Genomic DNA, 20,843 nt, shown 5'->3' with positions numbered 1-20,843 from the left:
CGTGAAAACCGCTTCACACTTTTCCTGGACTTGCTCCTACACCTTCGTCAGGAATACCGTCACGATGGGCTTCTTGCCCCAGGATTCGTTTGCAGCGGCGCGTACCGCACGGCGTACCGCTTCCCGCAGAACTTCGATATCCCTGCGGCGGGCGCGCGGAATGCTTTCAATCGCACTCACGGCCGCGTCGAACAGGATATCCTCCATCAGATCGCCCCGAGCGTCGGCTTCCGGCAGGCCGATCGGCACCAGATCGGGATCTCCGACGATATTATAATGGCCGTCGACAAGCACGGATACCGCGACATGACCGACAAAGGAAAGCTTGCGGCGATCGGTTATCCCTACCTCGTCCTCATCGCCGATCAGCTTGCCATCCTTGAAGACACGGCCAAAAGGCGCCTCGTCGATGATTTCTGCCTGTCCCGGCGCCAGACGCAGCATGTCGCCATTTCGAACCTGCGCCACTTCGGGAATGCCCGATAAGGCGCCGAGCGATCCCTGCGCCACCAGATGCGCGGCCTCGCCATGCACCGGAACCAGGATTTGCGGCCTTACCCAGGAATACATGCGCTTCAATTCATTGCGGCGCGGATGACCGGAGACATGGACGAGGGTGTCGCCGTCGGTGATGATTTTGATGCCCTGCTCGATCAGAAGATTTTTCGTCTCGATGATGGCCTTTTCGTTGCCGGGAATGGTGCGCGAGGAATAAATCACCGTATCGCCCGGCGCGAGCGCCACGTTGCGCATCTCGTCGCGGGCGATCTTGGCCAGCGCCGCGCGCGATTCACCCTGGCTGCCCGTCAGGACGATCACCACGTTTTCGCGCGGGATGAAGCCATAATCTTCCTCCGACAGAAATTCCGGCAGTCCCTCCATATAGCCGAGGTCGCCCGCAACCTCGATCGCCCGCTTCATCGAGCGGCCGAGAACCAGAACCTGACGGCCGGCGTCCCGCGCGGCTTCGGCGATAGACCGTATGCGCCCGACATTGGAGGCGAAGGTAGTGATCGCGACACGGCCGCGGGCGTTCTCGATGAGTTCGCGCAGACTTTCGCCAACCTGGCGCTCGGAGGGTGATTCCCCTTCCCGCATGGCGTTGGTGGAATCGCAGACGAGCGCCAGAACGCCCTGGTCTCCCAATTCGCGGAAACGATCCTCATCAAGCAGCGGCCCCAACGAAGGTTCCGGGTCGCTCTTCCAGTCGCCCGTGTGGATCACCGTGCCGAGCGGCGTGGTGATCGCAAGGGATACCGGCTCCGGGATCGAATGGGTAACGGGGATCGCCTCGATCTCGAAGGGGCCGACGGAGAATTTCTCGCCGGCGCGATAGATCGTAACCGGTATTTCCGGCGCGTTGTGCTCACCGCGGCGCTTCGCTTCCAGGAGCCCGGCCGTAAATGGCGATGCATAGACCGGCACCTTGAGGCGCGGCCATAGATCGAGCAGCGCGCCGTAGTGGTCTTCGTGCGCATGGGTGATGATGATGCCCCGGAGATTGTGGCGTTCGGCTTCGAGAAACCGGATATCGGGCAATATCAGATCGGCGCCCGGCAATTCCGGTCCGGCGAAGCTTACGCCCATATCCACCACGATCCATTCGCGATCGTCTTCTGGCCCGTAACCATACAGGGCGAGGTTCATGCCGATTTCGCCGACGCCACCGAGCGGCAGAAAGACGAGTTCCGCGGATTTGGAATGAGGCATTCAGGCTCCTCGCAAATATTCACAAATTTGCATTGCGGAGCAGTCCCGATTTTTTCGGAACCACTCCAGCTGTTTATCTTACGCAAGAACGGAAAAGCGGTTCCCACTTTTCCTGGACTTGCTCTCTGTCAATTCATGCAGGTCCAGACGGAAAAGGCAGTGCCTGCTTTCCCCGGGAAAACTGCTGCGCACTTTTCCTGGACCTTACTTTGTTGCCTGAACGCTTATCACCGGGTTAGCGGGCTACGCTAGCCCTTCTTGCACGCAAGTGTCAGTATGAAGCCGGTTATACCGCGTTGGCGGAGGCCACCGAGCCAAAATACACGTCGCCTGCCGCAATCAGGACGCGACCGCCATCCTCCTCACGGATGACGAACCGGCAGTCCTCATCGATCGTCTCGAATATGCCGCGAACGACACGGTCTTCCACGCGCACGGACACTTCGCCGCCAAGCCCGGCGGCGCGCTCAAGCCATCGCGAGCGGATTTCGCCAAGCCCCCGGCCCTCATTCCAAAGAGCACTGTTTTCCCGCCAGCTATCGGAGAGCGCAAGAAACAGCGTTTCGGCGTCGCAGGTGCTGCCCAACGCCTGTAGAGACGTGGCGGGATAAGGTAGATCTTCAGGATGGGAAACGATGTTGACGCCGATGCCGACGGCGACGGCAAAGCGGCCTTGCGGCAGGAGCGCCGATTCCAGCAGGATGCCCGAGAGCTTTGCGCCGTCGACCAGCACATCGTTCGGCCATTTGAGCCCGATGCGAGCGGAATTAAGCGAAGGGGTCTGCGAGAAGACGGCATCGAGCGCGTCGGCGAGCGACAGCCCCGCCACAAAACCGAGTGTTGCCGCCGTCTTCAACTCATAGGATTCAACGAGAAGAAGCGTCGCGGCAAGATTGCCGACAGGCGTCGCCCAGGCACGGCCCCGCCGTCCACGCCCGCTTTCCTGGCGCTTCGAGACGACCCAGAGCTTTCCCGGATCGCCGGCCTGCGCCCGTTCGAGCACGACCGCATTGGTGGAGCCAACGGTGTCGAAAGCCTCCAGGCGATAGGAGCTCAAGCCGGCCAGCGGAGAGAGCGAAAACACCATGGCTCAGATATCCGCCATGTCAGAAGAACGATTTCGATGCAGCTTCGGCTATCGCGCCGATCGGCCCGCCAATGAGAACGTAGAACAGGACGAATGCGCCCGATACTCCAAGCACGAGCCGCAATTCACCTGCCACCGGAACGAAACCGGCGGCCGGCTCATCGAACCACATGAGCTTGATCAGGCGAAGATAATAGAAAGCGCCGACGACGGAGGCGACGATGCCGATCACGGCAAGCGGATAAAGCCCTGCCTCGACGGCGGCGAGGAAGACGTACCATTTTGCCCAGAAGCCTGCGAGCGGCGGAATGCCGGCAAGCGAAAACATGAAGATGGTCATGATCGTCGCCATCACCGGATTGGTCCGCGACAGGCCCGCCAGTTCATCGATCTGCTCGACATTGCCGTCCTTGCCGCGCATGGCGAGGATGAAGGCGAAGGTCCCGAGCGTCATCACGAGATAGATGAGCATGTAGAGCACGACGCCGCGCACGCCGGCCGCAGTGCCGGCGGCGAGACCGACAAGCGCGTAGCCCATATGGCTGATCGAGGAATAGGCCATCAGGCGCTTGATATTGCGTTGGCCGATCGCCGCGAATGCGCCAAGCAGCATGGAGGCGATCGAAATGAAGATGATTACCTGCTGCCAGTCCCTGGTAACCGGCTCGAACGCGCCGATCACCACGCGCACGAGGAGCGCCATCGCCGCCATCTTCGGCGCGGCGGCGAAGAATGCCGTCACCGGCGTCGGCGCGCCTTCATAGACGTCGGGCGTCCACATATGGAAAGGCACGGCGGAAATCTTGAAGGCCAGGCCGGCCAACAGGAAGACCAGTCCGAAAACAAGGCCGAGCTGGCGCTCACCGCCCGAAAGCGATGCGGCGATCTGCTCGAAGCCGATGTGGCCGGTGTAGCCATAGATCAGCGAAATGCCGTAGAGCAGCATGCCGGACGACAGGGCTCCCAGCACGAAATATTTGAGGCCGGCTTCCGTCGAGCGGACACTGTCGCGGTTGATGGCTGCCAGCACATAGAGCGAGAGCGACTGCAATTCGAGGCCGAGATAGACCGTCAGCATATTGTTGGCCGAAACCATCAGCAGCATGCCGAGCGTGGCAAGCAGGATCAGCACCGGAAATTCGAACCTGTCGAATTTCTCGGCTTTGGCAAAGCCGACGGACATGACGAGCGTGACGATCGAGCCGATGAGCGTCAGCGTCTTCATGAAGCGACCGAAGCCATCGCTGATGAACGCATCGCCGAAAGCCTTGCCGTTGGCGGGAAAGACGATCACGAGCGCCAACGTGCCGATCAGCACGGCAACGGCAAGACCGTTCACCAGCGTGCTCGCCCGCTCGCCGGAGAATACGCCCACCATGAGAAGCGTCAGCGCCCCCAGTGCCAGGAACAGCTCCGGAGCAATGAGCGTCAGTTGAGCAATCAGATCGGTCTGCATCGGCCTTCGCCTCTTTTACTGCGCCAGCGCAAGGCTGGCGGCTGCGGCCAGCGATGCGTTGTATTGATTGACGAGCGCGTTCACGGCGGTCGCGGTCACGTTGAGGACCGGGGCCGGATAGACGCCGAAGAAAATGGTGAGGGCCACGAGCGGATAGAGGATGACCTTCTCACGCGGCGAAAGATCGAGCAGCGCCTTCAGGCTTTCCTTGTCGAGCGAGCCGAAGATCACCCGGCGATAGAGCCACAGCGCGTAAGCCGCCGACAGGATCACGCCGAACGCTGCGAAGAACGCCACCCAGCTATTGACCTGGAACACACCGAAAAGGGTCAGGAACTCGCCGATGAAGCCCGACGTGCCTGGCAGACCGACGTTCGCCATCGTGAAGATCAGGAAGGCGACGGCATATTTCGGCATGTTGTTGACGAGGCCGCCATAGGCCGCGATCTCACGCGTGTGCATGCGGTCATAGACGACGCCGACGCAAAGGAACAGTGCGGCAGAGACGATGCCGTGCGACAGCATCTGGAAGATGGCGCCCTGCACGCCCTGCTCGTTGGCGGCGAAGATGCCCATCGTCACAAAGCCCATATGGGCGACGGAGGAATAGGCGATGAGCTTCTTGATATCCTCCTGCACCAGCGCCACCAGCGAGGTGTAGATGATCGCAACCGCCGAGAGCGTGAAGACGAGCGGCGCCAGTTCGGCGGAGGCCAGCGGAAACATCGGCAGCGAGAAGCGCAGGAAGCCATAGCCGCCAAGCTTCAGGAGCACGCCCGCCAGGATCACCGAACCTGCCGTGGGCGCTTCGACGTGTGCGTCGGGGAGCCATGTGTGGACCGGCCACATCGGCATCTTCACCGCGAAGGATGCGAAGAAGGCAAGCCACAGCCATGTCTGCATGGAGGCCGGGAAATTATGCCTCAGAAGCTCCGTGATATCCGTCGTGCCGGCCTGCCAGGACATCGCCATGATGGCGATGAGCATCAGCACGGAGCCGAGCAGCGTATAGAGGAAGAACTTGAAGCTCGCATAGACGCGGCGCTTACCGCCCCACACGCCGATGATGATGAACATCGGGATGAGGCCTGCCTCGAAGAATACATAGAAGAGCACGATATCGAGCGCGCAGAACACGCCGATAATCAGCGTTTCCAGGATCAGGAACGCGATCATGTATTCCTTGACCCGAACGTTCACCGACGCCCAACTCGCAAGAATGCAGAACGGCATGAGAAAGGCGGAAAGCACGACGAACAGCATGGAGATGCCGTCGACGCCCATATGGTAGGAAATGCCGGATCCGAGCCAGTCATGCTTTTCGACCATCTGGAAACCGGCATTCGCATTGTCGAACGAGGCCCAGACGATAAGCGAAAGGATGAACACGAACACCGTGGTCAAAAGCGCGACATTGCGGATGTTGCGGCGCGCGGATTCGCTGTCGTCCTTGATCAGCAGGATCAGGAACGCGCCAACGAGCGGCAGAAACGTGACCGTTGAGAGAATGGGCCAGTCGGTCATCAGAAAGAGCTCCCGAGCATCATCCAAGTGACGAGCGCGGCGACGCCGATAAGCATCGCGAATGCGTAGTGATAAAGATATCCGGACTGCAGCTTGACGACCCGGTTGGTGACATCGACGACGCGGGCGGAAATTCCATCCGGCCCGAGCCCGTCGATAATCTTGCCATCGCCGTCCTTCCACAGGACACGGCCCAGCCACAGGGTGGGACGGACGAAGATGAAATTATAAAGCTCGTCGAAATACCACTTGTTGAGCAGGAACTGGTAGAGGCCGGGATGGCGGCGCGCCAGTTGCTTCGGCGTTTCCGGCGAGCGGATATAAAAGATCCAGGCGATGATGAAACCGACCACCATCGCGACGAACGGCGCGATCTTCACCAGGAACGGCACGTGATGATATTCTTCCAGGATCTCGTTATGCGGTCCGGTGAACAGCGCACCCTTCCAGAACTCGACATAGTGATGGCCAAAGAAATAGTCGTGGAAGAGGAAGCCCGCGACCAGCGCGCCGAGCGCCAGGACGAACAGCGGCACCAGCATGACCGGCGGCGATTCATGCACATGGTGCATGACGTCGGCGGTGGCGCGCGGCTTGCCGTGGAAGGTCATGAAAATCAGGCGCCATGAATAGAAGCTGGTGAAAAGTGCGGCGACCGTCAGCATGACGAAGGCGTATCCCGCCGCCGGGCTGTGCGAGGCATAGGAGGATTCGATGATCGCATCCTTGGAGAAGAAGCCTGCCGTGCCGATGGACGTGCCGGGAATGCCGAGGCCGGTCAGCGCGACCGTGCCGACGATCATCATCCAGTAGGTGGTGGGGATCAGCTTGCGTAGGCCGCCCATGCGGCGCATGTCCTGCTCGTCGGAGACGGCATGGATGACGGAACCTGCGCCAAGGAACAGAAGCGCCTTGAAGAAGGCGTGGGTGAACAGGTGGAAGATGCCGGCACCGTAAGCACCAACACCGAGCGCCACGAACATGTAGCCCAGCTGCGAGCAGGTCGAATAAGCGATGACGCGTTTGATGTCGTTCTGCACCAGGCCGACGGTCGCCGCGAAGAAGGCGGTCGTCGCGCCGATGATCGTCACGAATATGAGCGCGGTCTGCGACAACTCGAACAGCGGCGACATGCGCGCGACCATGAACACGCCCGCCGTCACCATGGTGGCGGCATGGATGAGTGCGGAAACCGGCGTCGGGCCTTCCATCGCGTCGGGAAGCCAGGTGTGCAGCAGGAACTGCGCCGACTTGCCCATCGCGCCCATGAACAGGAGAAGGCAGACGATGGTGATCGCGCCCTGCCGGTCGAGCGAATAGCCGAGGAAATTGAGAACCGTCTGGCCCGCCTCCGCGCTGCCTTCGGCAGGCAGGAAATTGGTTGCGGCGGCGAAGATCGTATCGTAATTGACGGCATTGAACAGCACGAACACGCCGAAGATGCCGAGCAGGAAGCCGAAGTCGCCGACACGGTTGACGATGAACGCCTTCATCGCGGCGGCATTGGCCGACGGCTTCTTGTACCAGAACCCGATCAGCAGGTAGGAGGCGAGACCGACGCCCTCCCAGCCGAAGAACATCTGTATCAGATTGTCCGACGTCACCAGCATCAGCATGGCGAAGGTGAACAGCGAGAGATAGGCGAAGAAGCGCGGCCGATGCGGATCATGGTGCATGTAGCCGATCGAATAGATGTGGACCAGCGAGGAGACGGTGTTCACCACCACCAGCATCACGGCGGTCAGCGTATCGATGCGGAACGCCCAATCGAAGGAGAGCGCACCCGATGTCACCCAGTGCATGACCGGAATGCGCAGCGTTTCACCATGGCCGAGCGCCACCTGAAAGAAGGCCACCCATGAAAGGGCTGCGGCGATCACCAGGAAACCGGAGGTGATGTACTCGCAGGCCTTTACGCCGAGCTGCTTGCCGAGAAGTCCGGCAGACAGAAAGCCCAGAAGCGGAAGGAAGACGATCGCGTAATAGAGCATTTGCCCGTCAACCTTTCATGACATTGACGTCTTCCACCGCGATCGAGCCACGGTTGCGGAAGAAAACAACGAGAATTGCAAGACCGATGGCCGCTTCGGCGGCTGCCACGGTGAGAACGAAAAGCGCGAAGATCTGTCCGACGAGATCACCCAGCGCCGCGGAGAAGGCGACGAAATTCAGGTTCACCGAGAGAAGGATCAGTTCGACGGACATCAAGATGACGATGACGTTCTTGCGGTTGAGAAAAATACCGAAGATGCCAAGCGTGAACAGAACGGCCGAAACGGTCAGATAGTGTGCGATACCGATTTCCATCATATGTTTCCCGTCAGATGCCCTTGCCCGTTTCGACCTTCTTGATCTCGATCGCCGTCGCCGGCGTCCGCGCGACCTGCTCGGGAACCGACTGGCGCTTGACGCCTTCCTTGTGGCGCAGCGTCAGCACGATCGCACCGATCATTGCGACCAGAAGGATCAGGCCGGCGATCTGGAAGAAGAAGACATAGTTCGTGTAGAGAATATCGCCGAGCGCGGCGGTGTTGCTGCGCGTCGCCATATCAGGGATCGGCTGCATCGTGGTCTGCCCCAGCTGCGGCGCGAAGACCGATCCGCCCAGCACGACGACCAGCTCCGCCGCCAGGATGAGGCCGACCAGCGCACCGATCGGCGCATATTGCAGCGCACCGCTTTTCAATTCGGCAAAATCGACATCGAGCATCATGACGACGAAGAGGAACAGCACCGCCACTGCGCCGACATAGACGACGAGAAGGATCAATGCCAGGAACTCGGCGCCCGCCAGCAGGAACAGAGCGGCTGCGTTGAAGAAGGCAAGGATCAGGAACAGCACCGAATGCACGGGATTGCGCGCGGCAATCACCATGAAGGCACTCCCGATCATGATAAAGGCGAATAGGTAGAAAAACGCCGCCGCTAGACCTGTCAGCATGGGGGTTCCCCGACTTCCTTCCATGGCAGAGGCCTGATGCCCTGCCCTGTTCCTTTTGCCCGCGCCTGATATGCGCGGATGTTGTTTCCAACGTCATTCCCGCCTGGCTCAAGGCTCCAACGGTTCATGACGTTCGCTCGATTTTCACCGCCGTTCCGTCCAGCCAACATGACCGGACTTCATGACAGTTGTCCGAATTTGCCCCGCCGCCTCAGCGGTACGGCGCATCCATGACGATATTGCGCGCAAGTTCGCGCTCCCAGCGATCGCCGTTGGCCAGAAGCTTGTCCTTGTCGTAATAAAGCTCCTCGCGCGTTTCGGTCGCGAATTCGAAGTTCGGCCCCTCGACGATGGCGTCGACCGGACAGGCCTCCTGGCAGAAACCGCAATAGATGCACTTCACCATGTCGATGTCGTAGCGCACCGTGCGGCGGGTGCCGTCATTGCGGCTCGGACCGGCCTCGATGGTGATGGCCTGCGCCGGGCAGATCGCCTCGCAAAGCTTGCAGGCGATGCAGCGCTCTTCGCCGTTCGGATAACGGCGAAGCGCATGCTCACCGCGGAAGCGCGGGCTGACAGGCCCTTTTTCGAAGGGATAGTTCAGCGTCGCCTTGGGCGAGAAGAACTGACGCATCGAAAGGAAGAATGCGCCGACGAACTCCTGTAGAAGGAGCGATTTGGCGGCTTGAGCGAGGGAAGCCATATTCAATCTCCTTACGGGGTCAGACCGGTGATCTTCAGGAAGGTCGCGGTGGCGACCACCATGAACAGCGAGATCGGCAGAAACACCTTCCAGCCGAGACGCATCAGCTGGTCATAGCGGTAGCGCGGCACGAAAGCCTTTACCATGGCGAACATGAAGAAGCAGAAACACAGCTTGATCATGAACCAGATCACGCCCGGCACCCAATTGAGGAACCACACGTCGACGGGCGGCAGCCAGCCACCAAGGAAGAGGATGGTGGTCAGCGCGCACATCAGAGTGATGGCGACATATTCACCGAGGAAGAACAGCAGGAACGGCGTCGAGGAATATTCGATCATGTGACCGGCGACGAGTTCCGATTCCGCCTCGACCAGATCGAAGGGCGGGCGGTTGGTCTCGGCAAGCGCGGAAATGAAGAAGATGACGAACATCGGGAACAGGCCGAGCCAGTGCCAGTCGAGGAACGAGCTTGGCAGACCCATCATCGTGCCGAGGCCGGCATTCTGCGACAGGACGATATCGGTCAGGTTGAGTGAGCCGACGCAGAGCAGCACGGTGACGATGACGAAGCCGATGGAGACTTCATAGGAAACCATCTGCGCCGCCGAGCGCAACGCGCCGAGGAACGGATATTTCGAGTTCGACGCCCAGCCGCCCATGATCACGCCGTAAACCTCAAGCGAGGAGATGGCGAAGATATAGAGGATGCCGACATTGATGTTGGCGATGGCCCAGCCTGCATTGACCGGGATGACCGCCCATGTCGCCAGCGCCAGGACGGCGGAGACGAGCGGCGCCAGCAGGAACACCGCCTTGTTGGCGCCGGACGGGATGATCGGCTCTTTGACGACGAATTTCAGAAGATCGGCGAAAGCCTGGAACAGGCCGAAGGGACCGACGACGTTCGGACCGCGGCGCAACTGCACGGCCGCCCAGATCTTGCGGTCCGCATAGAGCAGATAAGCCACGACGATGAGCAGCACGACGAGCAGCACGACCGACTTCAACGCGATAATCAGCGCCGGCAAGACGTATGTTGCGAAAATACCGTCCATTTTTTCGTTTCTTTCCCTGCCTGCCTATTCGGCTGCCTGCCTGAAGCCGCCCTGGGCCAGCGCGGAACATTCGGCCATGACGGCCGATGCCCGCGCAATTGGGTTCGTCAGATAGAAGTCTTTGATCACGGAAGCAAATGCGCCCTTGCCCGGATTGGCCTTTTTCGTCCCAACTGCGACAATATCGTCCGCCTGGCCCCGCGTGATCGCATCGATCGCGGCCAGATGCGGATACTGCGCATAGAGCAAGGCACGCAGTGCGGCCAGCGAATCGAATGGAAGCTTGTGTCCCAGCACGTCGGAAAGCGCGCGCAGGATGGCCCAATCCTCCTTGGCCTCGCCCGGTGCGAAGCCGGCGCGGCTGGTCATCTGCACGCGGCCTTCGGTATTGACGAAGGTGCCGGACTTTTCGGTATAGGCCGCTCCGGGCAGGATGACGTCGGCTGCATGCGCACCGGCATCGCCATGGGTGCCGATATAGACCGTGAAGGTATCGCCCTTGGCCGAAAGGTCGAGCTCATCGGCGCCGAGCAGGAACAGCACGTCGAGACCGCCGATCATTTCCGCCGCCGTCTTGCCGCCCTCGCCCGGCACGAAGCCGATATCGAGGCCACCGACGCGCGCCGCAGCCGTGTGGAGGACGGCAAAGCCGTTCCAGTCATCGCTGACTGCACCGACCTTCGTTGCGAGCTTTGCGGCGAGAACCAATGCATCGGTGCCGCTTTCGCCCTTGAGTGCGCCCTGGCCGATCAGGATCAGCGGGTGCTTGGCGTTCTCCAGAATCGAATAGAACTCGCCCTTGCCGTCAGCCAGACCACGTAGCGTGTCGAGCCCTGCGCCGAGATAGGCATAATCATAACGCAGATCCGCTTCCTCGCCGACGAGGCCGATCGGGAAATGGCCCTGACGCTGGCGCTTGCGGATTCGAGCATTGAGCACCGATGCCTCGAAGCGCGGGTTGGAGCCGATGATCAGCAGCGCATCGGCATCCTCGATGCCTTCGATGGTCGGGTTGAAGATATAGGATGCGCGGCCAAGCGCCGGATCGAGCGCCACACCGTCCTGCCGGCAATCGATATTGGTGGAGCCGAGCGAGGCGAGAAGGCCTTTAAGCGCATACATTTCCTCGACGCTGGCGAGATCGCCGGCGATCGCGCCAACCTTGTCGCCGGAGGTGGCGGAAATTGCCTGTTTGATCGCGCCGAAGGCCTCATTCCAGCTTGTCGCCTGCAGCCGGCCATTGCGGCGGACATAGGGCCGGTCCAGGCGCTGGGTGCGCAGGCCGTCCCAGATGAAGCGGGTCTTGTCGGAAATCCATTCCTCGTTCACCGCCTCGTTGACGCGCGGAAGTACGCGCATCACTTCGCGGCCACGCGTATCGACGCGGATATTGGAGCCGACGGCGTCCATCACGTCGATGGATTCGGTCTTAGAGAGTTCCCACGGGCGAGCCTGGAAGGCGTATGGCTTGGAGGTCAGAGCGCCGACCGGGCAAAGATCGATGACATTGCCCTGAAGTTCGGATGTCATCGCGTGCTCGAGATAGGTGGTGATCTCGGCATCCTCGCCACGCCCGATGAGGCCGAGCTCCGAGATGCCAGCCACCTCGGTGGTGAAGCGGACGCAGCGCGTGCAGTGGATGCAGCGCGTCATGATCGTCTTGACTAGCGGGCCGATATATTTGTTCTCGACGGCGCGCTTGTTCTCACGATAGCGCGAGCCATCGGCGCCGAACGCCATGGCCTGATCCTGAAGATCGCATTCGCCGCCCTGATCGCAGATCGGGCAATCCAGCGGATGGTTGATCAAAAGGAATTCCATCACGCCTTCGCGGGCCTTCTTGACCATCGGCGTGTTGGTGAAGATCTCCGGCGTCTCGCCGTTCGGCCCCGGGCGTAAATCGCGCACGCCCATGGCGCAGGAGGCCGCCGGCTTCGGCGGTCCGCCTTTCACCTCGACCAGACACATGCGGCAATTGCCTGCGATGGAAAGGCGCTCGTGAAAGCAGAAGCGCGGCACTTCCGCGCCCGCATCCTCGGCTGCCTGAAGGAGCGTATAGTGATCGGGAACCTCGATCTCTTTGCCGTCAACCTTGATTTTTGCCATCATTTGCCCCCGTTGAGGCGCGCCGCCTCGTAGGCTTGAAAGAGATCGCTGACCGCGACGCCGTTGATCGTCATGCCTTCCAGGCGGCAACCGGAAATCGACGCGCCTGCAAGATTGGCGTTCATAAGTCGCAAACCCGCGAGATTGGCATCCGTCACCGTCCAGCCGGACATGTTCAGATTATCGAACGTGCAGCCCGACAGATTGATGTTGTGATACGTGCTGCCGGACATGTTGACGTTATCGTAGGTGGAACCCGAGAGGTTCACGTCATTGAAAACGGAACCCGAAAGGTCACTCTTCGTGACAGTCAGCCGGTGCTTTTCCTGGTCGATCTTCATCAGTTCTACTCCGCCGCTTCCAGCGCGATATTGCGGCTGTTCACGGCGTTGCGGCTATATTCGTCGATCCGCTTCTCGATTTCCGGACGGAAATTGCGGATGAGGCCCTGAATCGGCCATGCCGCAGCGTCGCCAAGCGCACAGATCGTGTGGCCTTCCACCTGCTTGGTGACGTCGAGCAGCATGTCGATCTCGCGCCGTTGCGCGTTGCCGGTGACCATGCGCTCCATGACCCGCCACATCCAGCCGGTGCCCTCGCGGCACGGCGTGCACTGGCCACAGCTTTCGTGCTTGAAGAACTGCGACAGGCGCGCGATTGCCTTGATGATATCGGTGGACTTGTCCATGACGATGACAGCGGCGGTGCCGAAGGAGGATTTCACCTCGCGAAGCCCGTCGAAATCCATCGGGCAATCCATGATATCCTCTGCCTTCACCACCGGGCAGGACGCGCCGCCGGGGATGACCGCCAGAAGATTGTCCCAGCCGCCGCGAATGCCGCCCGCATGCTGCTCGATCAGTTCGCGGAAGGTGATGCCCATCACCTCCTCGACCGTGCAGGGCGTGTTCACATGGCCGGAGATCATATAGAGCTTGGTGCCGACATTGTTCGGCCGGCCAAGCGACGAGAACCATGCAGCACCGCGACGCAGGATGGTCGGCGCGACGGCGATGGATTCGACATTGTTGACCGTCGTCGGGCAGCCATAGAGGCCGACGTTAGCCGGGAATGGCGGCTTGAGACGGGGCTGGCCCTTCTTGCCTTCGAGGCTTTCGAGAAGAGCGGTCTCCTCGCCGCAGATATAGGCGCCCGCGCCATGGTGGACATAGATATCCATGTCCCAGCCGCATTTGTTATCCTTGCCGAGCAGGCGCGCGTCATAGCATGCATCGATCGCCGCCTGCAGCGCCTCGCGCTCGCGGATATATTCGCCACGGATATAGATATAGGCGACATGCGCGCCCATGGCGCAGCCCGCGATGACGCAGCCCTCGAGCAGCGTGTGCGGATCGTGGCGCATGATGTCGCGGTCCTTGCAGGTGCCAGGCTCCGATTCGTCGGCATTGACCACGAGATAATGCGGACGACCGCCGCTTTCCTTCGGCATGAACGACCATTTCAGGCCGGTCGGGAAGCCCGCGCCGCCGCGTCCGCGCAGGCCGGACGCCTTCATCTCGTTGATGATCCAGTCGCGGCCCTTGTCGATCAGGCCCCTGGTGTTATCCCAATTGCCGCGCGACATCGCGCCTTTCAGCGATTTGTCGTACAGGCCATAGATATTGGTGAAGATGCGATCCTTATCAGCCAGCATGTCTCACCTATTGTCCCGATCAATTCGTTTCATCATTGCGAACCGCACTATACCGGCCTTTTGCCGAAAACCTTGACGTATTCGGCGACGCCGCCCTTCGCCAGAGCCTTGGCCTGTTTCACCCAGTCCTCACGCTCGATCCGGCCCTTGAACTTCAGATAGCCATCGATCCAGTCGCGCTCCGGCTTCTTCCACGCGGCGATCTGCGCATAGGTGTAGATGCCGAGATCATGCAGGATGCCCTCGATCTTGGGGCCAACGCCTGAAATCAATTTCAGATCGTCGACCGCCGCCGGTTTTTCGATGCCGACCGGGCGATTCTTGTCATCGAGTGAGACGCCTGGCGCAGGCGACGTCGATGTCTTGTTCTCGGCGCCCTTGCTCACCTTGACCGGCGATGGCGACTTGATCGCTTCGCTCGTCTCTTCGGAATAGGTCTTCGGCTTTGCCGCCTTCGACGGCGGCAGATCGGCTTCGGCGGCTGCCGCGCCCTTGGCGGCCTTCCGACCACTTTCCAAAGCCTTCGGCTTTGCCGCCACATTGTCATTCAGCGACGTCAATCCGCCGACCGGCGCCGAAGAAACGCGATCGATCTGCGGACCGGGCTTCACCTCATCGCCCCTGCCCGCCTCGAAAGCATCGATGATCTCCTCGAGACGCTCAGGCGTCAGATCCTCATAGGTATCCCTAAAGATCAGGACCATGGGAGCGTTGACGCAGGCGCCCAGGCACTCGACCTCTTCCCAGGACAGCGTGCCGTCCGCATTGGTCTCGAACGGTTCGTGATTGATCTTGTGCTGGCAGACCTTCTTGAGGTCTTCCGCACCGCGCAGCATGCAGGGCGTCGTGCCGCAGACCTGGATATGGGCGCGGGTGCCGACCGGCGCAAGCTGGAACTGGGTATAGAACGTCGCCACTTCCAGCACGCGGATAAGCGGCATATCGAGCATCTGCGCGACATATTCGATAGCCGCGCGCGTAACCCAGCCGTCCTGCTCCTGGGCGCGCATCAAAAGCGGAATGACCGCCGACTGCTGGCGTCCTTCAGGATATTTCTTGATGACCTGCTGCGCCCAAACGCTGTTCGCGCGGTTGAACGAGAAGGCGAGCGGCTGAACGGAATCATCAGCGAGACGACGTACGGACATCAGCGATCAACCTCACCAAACACGATATCGAGCGAGCCGAGAATTGCGGATACGTCGGCAAGCATATGGCCACGGCACATGAAATCCATGGCCTGGAGATGGGCAAATCCCGGCGCGCGGAACTTGCAGCGATAAGGCTTGTTGGAGCCGTCGGAGACGAGATAGACCCCGAATTCGCCTTTCGGCGCTTCGACGGCGGCGTAAACCTCGCCTTCGGGCACGCGGTAGCCCTCGGTATAGAGCTTGAAGTGCTGGATGAGCGCTTCCATCGAGCGCTTCATCTGGCCGCGCTTCGGCGGCACGATCTTGTGGTCCGAATTGGAGACGGGACCGGTCGAATCCTTGCCCATCAGCAAGTCGACGCACTGGCGCATGATGCGCACCGACTGGCGCATTTCTTCCATACGGATCAGATAGCGATCGTAGCAATCGCCGTTCTTGCCGATGGGAATGTCGAATTCCATTTCGGGATAGATTTCATAGGGCTGCGACTTGCGTAAGTCCCATGCCGCGCCGGAGCCGCGAACCATGACGCCCGAAAAGCCCCATGCCCAGGCCTCTTCCAGCGTGACGACGCCGATATCGACGTTGCGCTGCTTGAAGATGCGGTTGGGCGTGATGAGATCGTCAAGGTTCTTCAAGGTGTTGAGGAACGGATCGATCCACTTGCCGATATCCTCGACCAGCTTCTGCGGGATATCCTGATGCACGCCGCCCGGACGGAAATAGGCCGCGTGCATGCGCGCGCCCGATGCGCGCTCATAGAACACCATCAGCTTCTCGCGTTCTTCGAAACCCCAGAGTGGCGGGGTGAGCGCGCCGACGTCCATGGCTTGCGTGGTGACGTTGAGAAGATGGTTGAGAATGCGCCCAATCTCGGAGAAGAGCACGCGAATGACCTGCCCGCGCCGCGGCACTTCAAGGCCCAGCAGCCGCTCGATGGCGAGCGCGTAGGCGTGTTCCTGATTCATCGGCGCGACATAATCGAGACGGTCGAGATAAGGTATAGCCTGCAGGTAGGTCTTAGCCTCCATCAGCTTCTCGGTGCCGCGATGAAGCAGGCCGATATGGGGATCGACGCGCGCGACCACCTCGCCGTCCAGCTCCAGCACGAGGCGCAGAACGCCGTGCGCCGCCGGATGCTGCGGGCCGAAATTGATGTTGAAGTTGCGGACCTGTGTCTCAGCCATGATGCCACCGGCGTGAATAGTGAATAGTGAATAGTGAATAGTAATCTTTCATCTTTCACCCCCGTTACGCTCTAATGATCGGACCAATGAAACCAGCATTTTTCCAAGTTTTTCATATCTTAGACCAAGGTCATCGGCCTGTTTTTCGTTCAGCAACCCAACACGCCGGGATAATACCGTATGTGTCTCCAACTCCTTCAATGAGCCTTGGGCCACCCGCAAAAATTGAATAAATACTTTCCTCTGAGCGCGTCCAAAACCTTCGGCGATATTTGCGGGAATCGACGTCGAAGCACGGCGCATTTGCGACGTCATCGCAAACATCTCGTCACGGGGGAAAGCCCGCGTCAGCGTGTAGATGTCAACCGCCAAATCCATCGAATCCTTCCAGACGCTCAAGTCGCGATAGTCACGTATCTTTTCGCGTTCCGGCCCCGCCTTTTCCATTCACTATTGACCATTCACCATTCACTGTTTCGCCTTCTCATCGCCGGGCAGAACGTAATCCGTTCCCTCCCACGGAGAGAGAAAATCGAAATTGCGGAATTCCTGCCGCAATTCGACCGGTTGATAGACGACGCGCTTGACCTCGTCGTCATAGCGCACTTCGACAAAACCGGTCAGCGGGAAGTCCTTGCGCAGGGGATGCCCCTCGAAACCGTAATCGGTGAGAATACGGCGCAGGTCCGGATGCCCCGAGAACAGGATCCCACACATGTCGTAGGCTTCGCGCTCAAACCAGTCCGCGCCCGGATAGACGGCGGTCGCAGAGGGGACCGGCGTATCCTCATCGGTCTGAACCTTGACGCGGACGCGCAGATTCTGGCGCGGCGACAGAAACTGATAGACGACATCGAAACGCCGCGCACGCGAGGGATAATCAACGCCGCAGATATCGATCAGCGCCACGAACTGGCACTGAACGTCATCGCGGAGGAACGTCAGCGTGCCGATCAGCCTGTCGACGGGTACGCTGAGCATCAGTTCGCCATAGCTCAGCCCAATGGCGTCGATACCGCTGCCGAGACGCTCCTTCAGATAGGCCATGAGATCGGCGAGGGCTTCCTCGTTCATATAGGTCTCTCCTATCGCTCGATCGTTCCGGTACGGCGGATCTTCTTTTGAAGAAGCAGGATGCCGTAAAGCAGCGCCTCGGCCGTGGGCGGGCAGCCCGGCACATAGATATCCACCGGCACGACGCGGTCACAGCCGCGCACCACCGAATAGGAATAATGATAATAGCCGCCGCCATTGGCGCATGAGCCCATGGAGATGACGTAGCGCGGCTCCGGCATCTGGTCATAGACCTTGCGCAGCGCGGGCGCCATCTTGTTGGTCAGTGTGCCGGCGACGATCATCACATCCGACTGGCGCGGAGAAGCGCGCGGCGCGATGCCGAAGCGCTCGGCGTCATAGCGCGGCATGGAGATGTGCATCATCTCCACCGCGCAGCAGGCCAGCCCGAAGGTCATCCACATCAGCGAGCCGGTACGCGCCCAGGTGACGAGCGCATCGGCCGACGTGACGAGAAAGCCCTTGTCGGACAGTTCATTGTTCAGTTCGCCAAAAAAGGCGTCGTCCGAACCGATCGGCTTGCCCGTATTGGGATCGATGATTCCCTTCGGGCGCGGCGCGACGAGCGTGGCACCGTTATCGGTCAATCCCATTCCAGCGCTCCTTTTTTCCATTCATAGATGAAGCCAATGGTCAGCACGGTGAGGAAAAGCATCATCGACCAGAAACCGAACCAGCCTATGGCGCCGAAGGATACGGCCCAGGGGAACAGGAAGGCGACTTCGAGATCGAAGATGATGAAGAGAATCGACACCAGGTAAAACCGGATGTCGAATTTCATGCGCGCATCGTCGAAGGCATTGAAGCCGCACTCGTAGGCCGACAATTTTTCGGGGTCCGGCTGCCGGTACGCAACAAGGAAGGGCGCGACAAGCAGCGCCAGACCGATCACCAGCGCAACGCCAACAAAAATGACGATGGGCAGGTAGGAACTCAAAAGTTCGTTCATGATCCTTTTCCGCCTTTTGAAACGAGGCTGTTTCGCTTGGTCTATAAGCCTTTTACCGGCCACGAACATGCGACACATTGCACCTGAGCAGACCCCTCGCCCAAGCAGCTTCAAAAGGCATGCCGTGCGAAAACCAAGCGTGATTTGCGGCGAGGGTTAGCGCAGAGCCGCCGATGGCGCAAGCCCATAGACAGGCAAACGGCTGCCGACCTTTTGCCACATGCTTAATAACATGCGGCCCAAGCCCGCATACATCATTGCATATAGGATATGGAAGGCGGCAAGACTACACCTTCCAGACCATAAGGCCGAAAGAAGAATGGATTGAAGCGGGCCTACTGCCATTGGAATGAGGGCAGAACAAATGTTTTCCCGCCTGAATAGACGTGTCAAATGTTCGTGATACGGGTCATGGCATACGAAGCGAAGGCGGAAAGCGATGATCACGACATCGATGCGGGCGCATAACGGCTGCCAAGGGAATAGCGGTTACCGGCATAGGTGAGCTTGTTGACGGTTGCCACGGCGACGCCGGACCAGGTGCGGCGATGAAGGAGCAGACAGGGATCGCCTGCTTCGAGCATCAGCAGCCGCGCCGTTTCGGCGTCCGCCCTGATGGCGGAAATCACATGCTCGACTTCAGTCAGCGGCGTGCTCTGCTGCAGGTAATCATAGGTGGTGGTCGTTTCGAAATCCTGCTTCTCATAATCCGGCACCAGTTCCGGATTGACGAAGCGCTCCTCGAGTTGCACCGGAACATCGTTCTCATAGTGCACAACGACGGAATGGGCGACGGGCATGCGCTTGCGGAACCCGAATGCCGCGAGCAGTTCAGTTGAGGGCTGGATCGTCTCGAGTAGAATCACCCTGGCGAGATGATACCCGCCGCGCCGATGGATCTCGCTGGCGATGTTGTTGATCTCGATCAGCGCTGATTGCGGCTTGGGCGGCGCTACGAAGGTTCCCACGCCCTGGATGCGCAGGAGAAACCCCTCCGATGTCAGCTCACGCAACGCCCGGTGCACGGTCATGCGCGACACACCGAGCGCCGCTACCAGATCATGCTCGGAGGGCAATTTGTGGTGCTTGCCCCACTTGCCGCTGCCTATATTGGAAAGGACATAAGTCTTCACTCTTTCGTAGAGCGGGCTCGCCGCTTCGGGAAGCATGGTCATATCCGATGCCTTTCCGCTTTTTGCTGTCACCGCTCAGCCTTTCCCAACTCGGCCCTTCCAATACGCAGGATGGTCTTGAGCCCTTGCGCCTCCCCGGCAAGCAGACTGGCATAGGCGGCGGGCAGCTCATCGAGCGCGATTTCCGTATCGATCAGCCGGGAAAGCACCGGCGCAAGCCCGGGGAGCATTGCCACCGCCTCCGGCAGTTCTCCGGCGAAGGCGTGGCAGCCGATAAGTGAAACCTCACGCTCGACGAGCATGTTCGGATCGAGGTCAATATGCCCTTGGGCAATGCCGACGAGCGCGATGGAACCACCGCCGGCGATAAGATCGAGCACCGTCGTCAGCACGCCGATATTGCCCGTGGCATCCAGCGCATGGCGGAGCACTTTTTCACCAAGGACTGCATGAACAGATGCGGCATCGAGATCAACCACCGTTGCACCCGAAACCGCCGCTACCAGGCCAGCGCGTGCATGGTTTCGATCCGCCACCAGCACCGGACCATCGTGGAGATGCGAAAGCAGCAGCGCCGCGAGCCCGCCGATCGGCCCGCATCCGACGACAAGGACCGGCTCGCCCGCCGGCACCACCTGCTTGCGCACGGCGTGGAGCGCCACCGCGAGCGGCTCGGCCATAGCCGCAATCGCGGGATCGAGTGTTGGATCATGCTTCACCAGCAGGCGGGCGGGGAGCACGGCTTCCTCGGCAAAGCCGCCATCGCAGACTTCACCGACGAAGCCCAGATGAATACAGACATTTTGCCGTCCGCTCCGGCAGGCGGGGCATTCGCCGCACCAGAAGCGGCTGTCGGCGACGACCGTATCGCCCACGGAAAATCCGGAGACGCCCTCGCCCGCCTCCGTCACAATGCCCGCGAATTCATGACCGACGACCGAAGGCGAACGGCTGATCCACTGACCGGTGCGGAAATTGTGGAGGTCGGACCCGCAAATGCCTGCGGCAGTCACCTTCATGCGCACCCAGCCAGGCGCGAGCGGGCCGGGTATTTCGATCTCCTCGACGCGGATGTCTCCTGCCGCATAGAGCCTTGCCGCGTTCATTGTC

20 protein-coding genes are annotated in these 20,843 nt (G+C 60.3%); all 20 read right to left on the bottom strand.

The features are described from left to right. Nucleotides 1-36 precede the first annotated feature (36 nt). Nucleotides 37-1,710, bottom strand: a complete 1,674-nt coding sequence (locus C5748_RS18905; RefSeq protein WP_105743489.1) for a ribonuclease J — start codon at nucleotides 1,708-1,710, stop codon at nucleotides 37-39. A gap of 286 nt (nucleotides 1,711-1,996) precedes the next feature. Then, nucleotides 1,997-2,797, bottom strand: coding sequence for a biotin--[acetyl-CoA-carboxylase] ligase (locus tag C5748_RS18900; RefSeq protein WP_105743488.1), 801 nt, complete (start codon nucleotides 2,795-2,797; stop codon nucleotides 1,997-1,999). A 19-nt stretch (nucleotides 2,798-2,816) separates the two neighbouring features. After that, nucleotides 2,817-4,253 (bottom strand): NADH-quinone oxidoreductase subunit NuoN, encoded by a 1,437-nt coding sequence (gene nuoN / locus C5748_RS18895; protein ID WP_105743487.1) that lies wholly within the window; start codon nucleotides 4,251-4,253, stop codon nucleotides 2,817-2,819. A gap of 15 nt (nucleotides 4,254-4,268) precedes the next feature. Then, on the bottom strand, nucleotides 4,269-5,777 hold the full coding sequence (locus tag C5748_RS18890) for an NADH-quinone oxidoreductase subunit M (protein ID WP_105743486.1): 1,509 nt from the start codon (nucleotides 5,775-5,777) through the stop codon (nucleotides 4,269-4,271). Then, nucleotides 5,777-7,768: an NADH-quinone oxidoreductase subunit L gene (gene nuoL, locus C5748_RS18885; protein WP_105743485.1), complete on the bottom strand. Its 1,992-nt coding sequence runs from the start codon at nucleotides 7,766-7,768 to the stop codon at nucleotides 5,777-5,779. The genes C5748_RS18890 and nuoL overlap by 1 nt, the downstream gene beginning before the upstream one ends. Before the next feature lie 7 nt (nucleotides 7,769-7,775). Further along, complete coding sequence (gene nuoK / locus C5748_RS18880) at nucleotides 7,776-8,084, bottom strand: NADH-quinone oxidoreductase subunit NuoK (RefSeq protein ID WP_105743484.1); 309 nt, start codon at nucleotides 8,082-8,084, stop codon at nucleotides 7,776-7,778. Nucleotides 8,085-8,097: 13 nt separating this feature from the next. After that, a complete protein-coding gene (locus C5748_RS18875) occupies nucleotides 8,098-8,718 on the bottom strand; it encodes an NADH-quinone oxidoreductase subunit J (RefSeq protein WP_105743483.1) in 621 nt (206 codons plus the stop codon). A gap of 211 nt (nucleotides 8,719-8,929) precedes the next feature. Next, nucleotides 8,930-9,421, bottom strand: coding sequence for an NADH-quinone oxidoreductase subunit NuoI (gene nuoI / locus C5748_RS18870; RefSeq protein ID WP_105743482.1), 492 nt, complete (start codon nucleotides 9,419-9,421; stop codon nucleotides 8,930-8,932). Nucleotides 9,422-9,432: 11 nt separating this feature from the next. Beyond that, complete coding sequence (nuoH, locus tag C5748_RS18865) at nucleotides 9,433-10,479, bottom strand: NADH-quinone oxidoreductase subunit NuoH (RefSeq protein WP_105743481.1); 1,047 nt, start codon at nucleotides 10,477-10,479, stop codon at nucleotides 9,433-9,435. Between the two features lie 24 nt (nucleotides 10,480-10,503). Then, nucleotides 10,504-12,585, bottom strand: coding sequence for an NADH-quinone oxidoreductase subunit NuoG (gene nuoG, locus C5748_RS18860; RefSeq protein WP_105743480.1), 2,082 nt, complete (start codon nucleotides 12,583-12,585; stop codon nucleotides 10,504-10,506). After that, nucleotides 12,585-12,926 carry a pentapeptide repeat-containing protein gene (locus C5748_RS18855; RefSeq protein ID WP_105743479.1) on the bottom strand — a complete coding sequence of 114 codons (342 nt, stop codon included), beginning with the start codon at nucleotides 12,924-12,926 and terminating at the stop codon, nucleotides 12,585-12,587. Before C5748_RS18855 ends, nuoG begins: the two co-directional genes overlap by 1 nt. A gap of 5 nt (nucleotides 12,927-12,931) precedes the next feature. After that, a complete protein-coding gene (gene nuoF, locus C5748_RS18850; RefSeq protein WP_105743478.1) occupies nucleotides 12,932-14,239 on the bottom strand; it encodes an NADH-quinone oxidoreductase subunit NuoF in 1,308 nt (435 codons plus the stop codon). A gap of 47 nt (nucleotides 14,240-14,286) precedes the next feature. Beyond that, nucleotides 14,287-15,387 (bottom strand): NADH-quinone oxidoreductase subunit NuoE, encoded by a 1,101-nt coding sequence (gene nuoE, locus C5748_RS18845; RefSeq protein WP_105743477.1) that lies wholly within the window; start codon nucleotides 15,385-15,387, stop codon nucleotides 14,287-14,289. Then, a complete protein-coding gene (locus C5748_RS18840; protein ID WP_105743476.1) occupies nucleotides 15,387-16,577 on the bottom strand; it encodes an NADH-quinone oxidoreductase subunit D in 1,191 nt (396 codons plus the stop codon). Before C5748_RS18840 ends, nuoE begins: the two co-directional genes overlap by 1 nt. A 48-nt stretch (nucleotides 16,578-16,625) precedes the next feature. Continuing rightward, nucleotides 16,626-17,024: a four helix bundle protein gene (locus C5748_RS18835; RefSeq protein ID WP_105743475.1), complete on the bottom strand. Its 399-nt coding sequence runs from the start codon at nucleotides 17,022-17,024 to the stop codon at nucleotides 16,626-16,628. A 21-nt stretch (nucleotides 17,025-17,045) separates the two neighbouring features. Continuing rightward, on the bottom strand, nucleotides 17,046-17,651 hold the full coding sequence (locus C5748_RS18830; protein WP_105743474.1) for an NADH-quinone oxidoreductase subunit C: 606 nt from the start codon (nucleotides 17,649-17,651) through the stop codon (nucleotides 17,046-17,048). Nucleotides 17,652-17,662: 11 nt separating this feature from the next. Continuing rightward, the gene (locus C5748_RS18825; protein ID WP_105743473.1) at nucleotides 17,663-18,244 is read right to left on the bottom strand and encodes a NuoB/complex I 20 kDa subunit family protein; all 582 of its coding nucleotides are present in this window, start codon (nucleotides 18,242-18,244) and stop codon (nucleotides 17,663-17,665) included. Beyond that, nucleotides 18,235-18,600, bottom strand: coding sequence for an NADH-quinone oxidoreductase subunit A (locus tag C5748_RS18820; protein ID WP_105743472.1), 366 nt, complete (start codon nucleotides 18,598-18,600; stop codon nucleotides 18,235-18,237). Before C5748_RS18820 ends, C5748_RS18825 begins: the two co-directional genes overlap by 10 nt. A gap of 443 nt (nucleotides 18,601-19,043) precedes the next feature. Then, nucleotides 19,044-19,775, bottom strand: a complete 732-nt coding sequence (gene hutC / locus C5748_RS18815) for a histidine utilization transcriptional repressor HutC (protein WP_105743536.1) — start codon at nucleotides 19,773-19,775, stop codon at nucleotides 19,044-19,046. Nucleotides 19,776-19,801: 26 nt separating this feature from the next. Next, on the bottom strand, nucleotides 19,802-20,839 hold the full coding sequence (locus tag C5748_RS18810) for a zinc-dependent alcohol dehydrogenase (protein ID WP_105743535.1): 1,038 nt from the start codon (nucleotides 20,837-20,839) through the stop codon (nucleotides 19,802-19,804). Between the last annotated feature and the right edge of the window lie 4 nt (nucleotides 20,840-20,843).

It is taken from the genome of Phyllobacterium phragmitis, assembly GCF_002980495.1.
GTDB lineage: Bacteria > Pseudomonadota > Alphaproteobacteria > Rhizobiales > Rhizobiaceae > Paramesorhizobium > Paramesorhizobium phragmitis.
This window is presented reverse-complemented; position numbering and strand designations above follow the sequence as displayed.

Coding starts and splice junctions, on each gene's coding strand:
- C5748_RS18905 (WP_105743489.1), bottom strand. CDS start 1,710: ATGCCTCATTCCAAATCCGCGGAACTCGTCTTTCTGCCGCTCGGTGGC.
- hutC (WP_105743536.1), bottom strand. CDS start 19,775: ATGACCATGCTTCCCGAAGCGGCGAGCCCGCTCTACGAAAGAGTGAAG.
- C5748_RS18825 (WP_105743473.1), bottom strand. CDS start 18,244: ATGGGATTGACCGATAACGGTGCCACGCTCGTCGCGCCGCGCCCGAAG.
- nuoK (WP_105743484.1), bottom strand. CDS start 8,084: ATGGAAATCGGTATCGCACACTATCTGACCGTTTCGGCCGTTCTGTTC.
- C5748_RS18900 (WP_105743488.1), bottom strand. CDS start 2,797: ATGGTGTTTTCGCTCTCTCCGCTGGCCGGCTTGAGCTCCTATCGCCTG.
- nuoF (WP_105743478.1), bottom strand. CDS start 14,239: ATGCTGGCTGATAAGGATCGCATCTTCACCAATATCTATGGCCTGTAC.
- C5748_RS18855 (WP_105743479.1), bottom strand. CDS start 12,926: ATGAAGATCGACCAGGAAAAGCACCGGCTGACTGTCACGAAGAGTGAC.
- nuoL (WP_105743485.1), bottom strand. CDS start 7,768: ATGCTCTATTACGCGATCGTCTTCCTTCCGCTTCTGGGCTTTCTGTCT.
- C5748_RS18840 (WP_105743476.1), bottom strand. CDS start 16,577: ATGGCTGAGACACAGGTCCGCAACTTCAACATCAATTTCGGCCCGCAG.
- C5748_RS18810 (WP_105743535.1), bottom strand. CDS start 20,839: ATGAACGCGGCAAGGCTCTATGCGGCAGGAGACATCCGCGTCGAGGAG.
- nuoI (WP_105743482.1), bottom strand. CDS start 9,421: ATGGCTTCCCTCGCTCAAGCCGCCAAATCGCTCCTTCTACAGGAGTTC.
- C5748_RS18820 (WP_105743472.1), bottom strand. CDS start 18,600: ATGAACGAACTTTTGAGTTCCTACCTGCCCATCGTCATTTTTGTTGGC.
- nuoN (WP_105743487.1), bottom strand. CDS start 4,253: ATGCAGACCGATCTGATTGCTCAACTGACGCTCATTGCTCCGGAGCTG.
- nuoH (WP_105743481.1), bottom strand. CDS start 10,479: ATGGACGGTATTTTCGCAACATACGTCTTGCCGGCGCTGATTATCGCG.
- C5748_RS18875 (WP_105743483.1), bottom strand. CDS start 8,718: ATGCTGACAGGTCTAGCGGCGGCGTTTTTCTACCTATTCGCCTTTATC.
- nuoE (WP_105743477.1), bottom strand. CDS start 15,387: ATGTCCGTACGTCGTCTCGCTGATGATTCCGTTCAGCCGCTCGCCTTC.
- nuoG (WP_105743480.1), bottom strand. CDS start 12,585: ATGGCAAAAATCAAGGTTGACGGCAAAGAGATCGAGGTTCCCGATCAC.
- C5748_RS18830 (WP_105743474.1), bottom strand. CDS start 17,651: ATGAACGAGGAAGCCCTCGCCGATCTCATGGCCTATCTGAAGGAGCGT.
- C5748_RS18835 (WP_105743475.1), bottom strand. CDS start 17,024: ATGGAAAAGGCGGGGCCGGAACGCGAAAAGATACGTGACTATCGCGAC.
- C5748_RS18890 (WP_105743486.1), bottom strand. CDS start 5,777: ATGACCGACTGGCCCATTCTCTCAACGGTCACGTTTCTGCCGCTCGTT.